Below are 6,459 nucleotides of genomic sequence, written 5' to 3' on the forward strand. Positions count from 1 at the left end.
ACGCGCTCTGTGACCGTGCCATCGAGCCGGACCGCTGGTGGGAGGCCACTTACCGCGACGAGCCGGTGATCACTCGGCTGCGGGGGGATGTGCCGGAGTCGTCGGCCTCTGCGCCCGGGACCGTGGTGCGGATGCTGGAGTCTGCTGAACTCGCCGACAAGATGCGAGTGTTGGAGATCGGCACTGGCACGGGTTTTCACGCCGCGCTGCTCTCGCACCGGCTCGGCTCAGAGCAGGTCGTCACCGTTGAGCTCGACGCGGGGCTCGCGGAGCGCGCGCGCCAACCTCCGGCGGGCCGGGTACGCGCCGGCCGTCCACCGCGCGGACGGCGCCCTCGGCTGTGCGCCGGGCGCGCCCTATGACCGGGTGATCGCCACCTGTGCTGTGCGGTCTCTGCCGCCTGCCTGGCTCGATCAACTGCGCCTGGGCGGCACGGTCGTCGCGCCCTGGAGCAGCGCGTGGTGCGGATTCGGCACGCTCACCGCGACCCGGCATCACGACGGCACTGCCACCGGCCGCTTCGCCGCCTACGGCTCCTACATGGAGCTGCGGGCCGAGCCCTCAGCCGAACCCATCGAGGACGACCCACCGCCGGCGCCCACCGGAACCGGCTCGGAGACGGACGTCTCGCCGTGGGCGGTCGCGGGCGAGGACTACGCCGCCCAGTTCGTGATCGGCCAGGCGGTGCCCGGCGTGTGGCACCGCTGGGACACCGAGACCGGCACCGAAGAGGCCCCCATCCGTCTCCACCTCGCCGACGAGGCGGCCACCTCGGGGGCGGCGGTCGACTACGACGGTCGCCAACTGGAGTCGTTCCGCGTCACACAGCGCGGCCCACGCCGGCTCTGGGACGAGGTGGCGTCCGCTTGGCGCTGGTGGCACGCCCAAGGCCGCCCGGCCGTCGACCGGTTCGGACTCACCGTCGCGCCTGACGGCGGCCACACGGTCTGGCTCGACTCGCCCGGCACGCCGATTCCACGCCGTTCCGGCTGAGGCGAAGTCGTGGTTGGCGGCCCGGGCCTACTCGCCGTGGTAGAGGCGGTGCGGATCGATCAGCTGGATCGTCGGGTCGGTGGCGGTCCGCTGCCGTAGCTCGGCGGTGAAGCCGGCGCCGCTGTAGAGCTGGAGCCGGGTGGCCTCGGTGGCGGCGCCGCGCGTCGCGAGGAGGGCGCGGATGTGTGCGAGGCGTTCGAGATGGCCGATTCCCATGATGCCGCTCCACTTGGCCTCGCCGATGGCGAGCAACGACGCCCGGCCGTCGTCGCCTTCGCCGTGTACCGCGACGTCGACCTCGTGACTGCTCTTCGCCGCGGGGTCGTTGACGGTGCCGCTGGCCACCCGGGTGACCTGCCCGCCGTGGGTCTCGGGGGCGGCGTGCCAACGGGCCCATTCCCGGCAGACCTGTTCGAAGTGCGGGCCGACGACCTTGCTGCGGAAGGTGGCCTGTGCCCGGCTCCACACCGCCGCGGCGCGGCCTGGGCGCTCCAGGTCTCCCCAGGCGGGGCGCATGACCGCGTGATAGAAGGCGACCAGCGGTTCGGCGATGCGGTAGGCGGCGCGGTTGCGGCGGAAGGCGTCGGCCTCGTGGGTGATCATGCCGACGTCCTGGAGCACGCTGAGCGGATGGGCGAGGTCGGTGGACTTGCGCCCCAGGAAGTCGGCGATACCGCCGCGTGCCGCGTTTCCGGCGGCGATGGCGGCGAGGACGGAGTGGTAGAGCGCGGTGTCGCGGAGTTCCGGTTCCTCGGCGAGCAGGTAGCGGGCTTCACGGAAGAGCGGGCGAGCCGGGTTGAGGACGGCGCGGACGACCCAGGCGTCGAAGTCGTCGGGTCCGCTCGGGGCGTCGCCCTGGGTGAACTCGCGCCGGTAGGCGGGTGTGCCGCCGACGATGGCGTTGACGAGCAGCGCGGTGCGCGGGTCGGTGAGTGCCCAGAACTCGGCGGCGAGCCGGAAGTCCAGGGTCGGGACGACGAGTTCCAGGGCGGCGCGGCCGCGCAGCGGGGCGTTGCCGGCGAGCAGCCCGCCCATGAACGACAGGGCCGAGCCGCAGAGCAGCAGGCGGACGGGGGTGTTGGTGTGCTGCGCCGCCGGGTCGAGGGCGCGCTGGATGAGGGAGGGGAGTGCCGGAGACGCCTTGGCCAGGAAGGGGAACTCGTCGATCACCGCCGTGGTGGGGCCGTCCCGGTCGGCGATGCGCATGAGCTCTCTGACGGCCTCGTCCCAGTGGGTGAAGCGGAACGGGGTGGGCTGGTCGCGGTACCGGGCGAGGGCTTCGCCGAACTCGCGCAGGGCGTCCGTCTCGGTGGTCTCCGTGGCGGTGAACATGAAGCCGCCGGCCGCTCGGGTGAGGGCGTCGAGGAGGAAGGTCTTGCCCTGCCGCCGGCGGCCGGAGACCACGCCGAGCGTGGCGCGCGGGCCCGGCAGCGTGGCGAAGCGGGTCAGCTCGGCCCACTCGAAGTCGCGGTCGAACATCTCGGCGGGTTTGTCCACAGCGGATCCTTGCTTGTATAGGTGTACCTATAATAGATGAACCTATACAAGAGCCGGATGCGGCTCGGCCCGGCATGTTCACCTGCTGGTCGCCGCCGACCCGGGTGGGCGGGTCCGCCCGCCGGAACGCGATGTCGTTCCGCTGCCAGCGTCGGTCGCGGCGAGCGACGAGGCTCGACGGCATGAGCAACGCAAGCAATCGATTCGACGGGCAGGTCGCCCTGGTCACCGGCGGCAGCCGCGGCATCGGCGCGGCGATCGCGCTGCGGCTGGCGGCCGACGGGGCCGACGTCGCGCTGACCTACCAGAACAACGGGGAACGGGCCGCCGAGGTCGTGGCCGGCATCAAGGCCGCCGGGCGGCGTGGCCTCGCCATCAAGGCGGACTGCGCCGACACCGAGGCGCTGACGGGCGCGGTGGACGAGACCGCCGCGACGTTCGGGCGGCTGGACATCCTGGTCAACAACGCGGCGGTCTTCCACTTCGGCAAGCTCGACGAGCTGGAGCTGCCGGCGGTCGACCAGACGCTGGAGGTCAACGTCCGGGCGCCGTTCGTGGCGAGCCAGGCCGCGGTGCGGCACATGGGCCAGGGCGGCCGGATCGTCACCATCGGCAGCAACACCGGCAGCCGGACCCCGTTCCCCGGGCTCGCGCTCTACGCGACGAGCAAGGCGGCGCTCGCCGGCATGACCAGGGGCCTGGCCCACGAGCTCGGCTCCCGAGGCATCACCGTCAACCTGGTGAGCCCCGGCCCGACGAACACCGAGGCCAACCCCGTCGACGGGCCCAACGCCGAGTACTTCGCGAGCTTCACGGCCGTCGGCCGCTTCGCGGAGCCGGCCGAGGTCGCCGGCACGGTGGCCTATGTCGTGAGCCCGGAGGCGGGGCACGTCACCGGGACCGAGATCCACGTCGACGGCGGGTTCACCGCCTGACGCGGAGGGGAGGGGACGGCAGCCCGAAGTGGTCGGCGATGATCCGCACCGTGTGGGCGCCGTCGGCGTTGAAGCCGGGATCGGCGTCGTACCCGGGGGTGTCCCGGCCGACGATCCCGGCGTTCAGCAACTCGCGCACCAGCAGGTCGGCCATGCCTCCGCCGCGCCGCGACTCGCGGCGCCGGCCCAGGTTGAAGTACGTCTGCTCGAACCCGCCGCGGTTGTAGGCGAACTGGAAGGGGTGCTCAGCGCAGTGCGGGACCAGGTAGCCCTGCCCGCGCGGGCACTCGCAGGCCGGCGTGGAGGCCAGGAACACCGTTTCGAGGGCGGCGGGGCGGGCCGCGAGGTGCGCGTAGCGGTAGCCGGTGATGTCGCGGGAGAAGTCGCAGGCTCGTAGCCCTGGTCGGGCGGGATAGGCGTCGTGCGTGACCCAGGCCCAGCCGGACGACTCACCGGCGGTGACGGCGGGCCGCCCCGCCTCGGCGAAGAGGCCGGAGAGCACCGGCAGGGGGATGCCCCGGTAGAAGGTGACGAAGGTGTTCGGGGCGAGCCAACTCACGTAGCCGTCACCTCCGCGGCAAGCGGCGGCGAGGGCAGCCCGAAGTGGGCGGCGATCACCGCGACGAGACGCGTGCGATCGTCGTGGAGATGGTCGAAACAGTCGTGTTCGTCGTCCTCTTCCTCCTGATCGCAGTACGCGTCGGGGCCGATGAGGTTCGCGGCAAGCAGTTCGGGCGAGAGGTAGTCCGGATCGTCGCCCACCCGCTGCTCGACGTCCTCGAAGCTGAACCAGAGGACCGTGCGACCCGCCCGGTGGTAAACGAAGGCGGGCGGGAACCCCTTGGGACTACAGGGCTCGGTCACGAACACGACGATCTCCGCGCCGGCCCGGCACATCGCGTGGTAGTCGACCTCGCGGTAGCCGCCGGAGCCGGGGGCGAACATGTCGTGCACCGCCCACGCCCAGCCGTTCCCCTCGCCGTGCGCGAGGGGCGCGCGCCCCTGGTCGGCTATCCCCCGGACGAAGGCGTCGGCTGGTATGCCGCGGGCGAACGCGACGTTCACCTCGTGGTTTGGAAAGGTGTCGTGCAGCCAGTCGATCATGCGAGCAGGGTAGGTGCAGGCGCTGACAGTCAGGTTCGGGCCACCGCCGAAGTGCGGCGCCGCCAGCGGCTGGCGGCGACGCCCGCGAGGACGACGGCGGCGCCGGCGAGTACCCGCGGGCCGAGGTCCTCGTCGAGGACGAGGGCGCCGAGGGCCACCGAGACGACCGGGAGGAGATAGCCGACGGTGGCCGCGGCCGTGGGGCCCTCGTCCGCGATCAGGCGGTAGTTGAGGTAGAAGGTGAGGCCGGTGCTGAGGACGCCGAGCACCACGACGGCGAGCAGCGCGCCGGCCTCGACGTGGCCGGGGGCGACGCCGGTGGCCAGCAGGGGAGCGGTGGACAGGGCCGTGCCGGCGAGGAGTTGGGCCGCCGAGAGGGCCAGCGGGTCGGCGCCACGCCCCGTCAGGTGGCTGGCCATGTAGGCGAAGCCGACCGCGTAGCTGGCGGCACCCGCCAGCAGGGCGAGCGTCCCGCCGGTGAGCAGGCCGTCCTCGCCCCAGGGCGCGAAGATCACCAGCGTGCCGGCGAAGCCGAGCAGCAGTCCGGCCAACCGGAGCGGCCTGGCCCGGTGTTCGGCGCCGGCGGCGAGGCCGATCAGCAGCGACCACAGCGGGGTGGTGGCGTGCAGCACGCCGGCCAGCCCGGAGTCCACGGTGCGTTCGCCGATGCCGAAGAGGAGGAACGGCAGCGCGTTGCAGAAGAACGCGGCCACGGTGAGGTGCGCCCACGTCCGCCGCCCGCGCGGCAGGCGCTGGCGCGCGGCACGGGCCAGGACCAGCAGCACGGCGGTGCCGAGCGCGGCGCGGACGAACGCGATCTGGGCCGGCGAGAAGCCGCCGTCCAGGGCGAGCTTGATCCACAGGAACGCCGAGCCCCAGAGCAGCGCGAGCGCCGCGAACCGCGCCAGCGAGCCCCGTGCCGCGCCACCGTCGTCGTCGTTCATGGACTCCGTCTCCGCCTTCCTGTCACCGGCCCCGTGCGGCGATGGTGCCGGGCGCTTCACAACAGGACAAGCGAATGATTCTTGAGCATCGTTAAGCTCTGCTACATGCTTGATGTGCGTCGCATGCAGGTGCTCCGCGCCGTCGTCGCCAGTGGGTCGATCACCGCCGCGGCCGCCCACCTCGGCTACACCCCGTCCGCCGTCAGCCAACAGGTCGCCGCGCTGGAGCGGCAGGCCGGCACGCCACTGCTCGAACGGGTGGGCCGCGGCGTCCAGCCCACCCGCGCCGGCCGGCTGCTCAGCGAGCACGCGGCCGTCATCGGCCGGCAACTGGCCGAGGCCGAACGCGGGTTGGCCGACCTGCGGGCCGGCCGCACCGGGGTGCTCGCCGTCCGCTACTTCGCCACCGCTGGCGCCACGCTGCTGGCACCCGCGCTCGCCGCGTTCCGCCGCGCGCACCCGGACGTCCGGGTCGACCTCGCGATGACCGACCCGGACGACCCGCTGCCCGAGGTGGCCGGGGGCCGGGCCGACCTCGCCGTGGTGGTGCGACCGCGCGGCCGGGCCGCCGAGGGCGTGCGGCTCGTCCCGCTGCTCGACGACCCCTACCGCGCCGTGCTGCCCCTCGGACACCCGCTGGCCTGCGCCGAGGCGGTCGAACTCGTCGACCTCGCCGAGGAGCCCTGGGTGCGCGCCGACGGGCCGGGCCCCTGCCTCGACACCGTGCTCGACGGCTGCGCCGCCGCCGGCTTCACCCCCGACTTCGTGGCGGAGAGCCAGGACTACGCCACCGCGCAGGGCTTCGTCGCCGCCGGCCTCGGCATCGCGCTGATCCCGGAGCTCGGGCTCGCCGGCCGCCACCCCGGCGTGGTCGTGCGGCCGGTGCGCGGCCCTGAGCCGGTGCGGGCGATCGCCGCCGCGGTGCGCCCTGCCGCGCTCGACCAGCCGGCGCTCGCCGCGCTCGTCGCCGCGCTGCGGCGGCCCGG

General features: G+C 73.5%; 6 protein-coding genes and 1 pseudogene. 3 read left to right on the top strand and 4 right to left on the bottom strand.

Annotated features, from left to right (window positions below; translation table 11 throughout):
• The first annotated feature begins 89 nt into the window (after window positions 1-89).
• Window positions 90-993: pseudogene (locus tag ACYVPE_RS31980) on the top strand (methyltransferase domain-containing protein).
• Window positions 994-1,020: 27 nt separating this feature from the next.
• Here ACYVPE_RS31980 and ACYVPE_RS31985 read toward each other — a convergent pair.
• Window positions 1,021-2,472 (bottom strand): AAA family ATPase, encoded by a 1,452-nt coding sequence (locus ACYVPE_RS31985; RefSeq protein WP_461037277.1) that lies wholly within the window; start codon window positions 2,470-2,472, stop codon window positions 1,021-1,023.
• A gap of 200 nt (window positions 2,473-2,672) precedes the next feature.
• Between ACYVPE_RS31985 and ACYVPE_RS31990 the strand changes: the two genes are divergently transcribed.
• A complete protein-coding gene (locus ACYVPE_RS31990; protein ID WP_461037272.1) occupies window positions 2,673-3,425 on the top strand; it encodes an SDR family NAD(P)-dependent oxidoreductase in 753 nt (250 codons plus the stop codon).
• Here ACYVPE_RS31990 and ACYVPE_RS31995 read toward each other — a convergent pair.
• Genes ACYVPE_RS31995 through ACYVPE_RS32005 form a run of 3 tightly spaced genes read right to left on the bottom strand, consistent with a single transcriptional unit; the run spans window position 3,415 to window position 5,473 of the window.
• Window positions 3,415-3,984, bottom strand: coding sequence for a hypothetical protein (locus ACYVPE_RS31995; RefSeq protein WP_461037273.1), 570 nt, complete (start codon window positions 3,982-3,984; stop codon window positions 3,415-3,417). The genes ACYVPE_RS31990 and ACYVPE_RS31995 overlap by 11 nt on opposite strands.
• Window positions 3,981-4,529, bottom strand: coding sequence for a hypothetical protein (locus ACYVPE_RS32000; RefSeq protein ID WP_461037274.1), 549 nt, complete (start codon window positions 4,527-4,529; stop codon window positions 3,981-3,983). Before ACYVPE_RS32000 ends, ACYVPE_RS31995 begins: the two co-directional genes overlap by 4 nt.
• Window positions 4,530-4,558: 29 nt before the next feature.
• Entirely contained in the window at window positions 4,559-5,473 is a 915-nt protein-coding gene (locus tag ACYVPE_RS32005; RefSeq protein ID WP_461037275.1) for a DMT family transporter, read from the bottom strand.
• Window positions 5,474-5,578: 105 nt separating this feature from the next.
• Between ACYVPE_RS32005 and ACYVPE_RS32010 the strand changes: the two genes are divergently transcribed.
• The coding region (locus ACYVPE_RS32010) for a LysR family transcriptional regulator (protein ID WP_461037276.1) at window positions 5,579-6,459 on the top strand (881 nt) is incomplete at its 3' end.

Source organism: Streptomyces mayteni, assembly GCF_054783955.1.

Coding starts and splice junctions, on each gene's coding strand:
- ACYVPE_RS31985 (WP_461037277.1), bottom strand. CDS start 2,472: ATGTTCGACCGCGACTTCGAGTGGGCCGAGCTGACCCGCTTCGCCACG.
- ACYVPE_RS31990 (WP_461037272.1), top strand. CDS start 2,673: ATGAGCAACGCAAGCAATCGATTCGACGGGCAGGTCGCCCTGGTCACC.
- ACYVPE_RS32000 (WP_461037274.1), bottom strand. CDS start 4,529: ATGATCGACTGGCTGCACGACACCTTTCCAAACCACGAGGTGAACGTC.
- ACYVPE_RS32005 (WP_461037275.1), bottom strand. CDS start 5,473: ATGAACGACGACGACGGTGGCGCGGCACGGGGCTCGCTGGCGCGGTTC.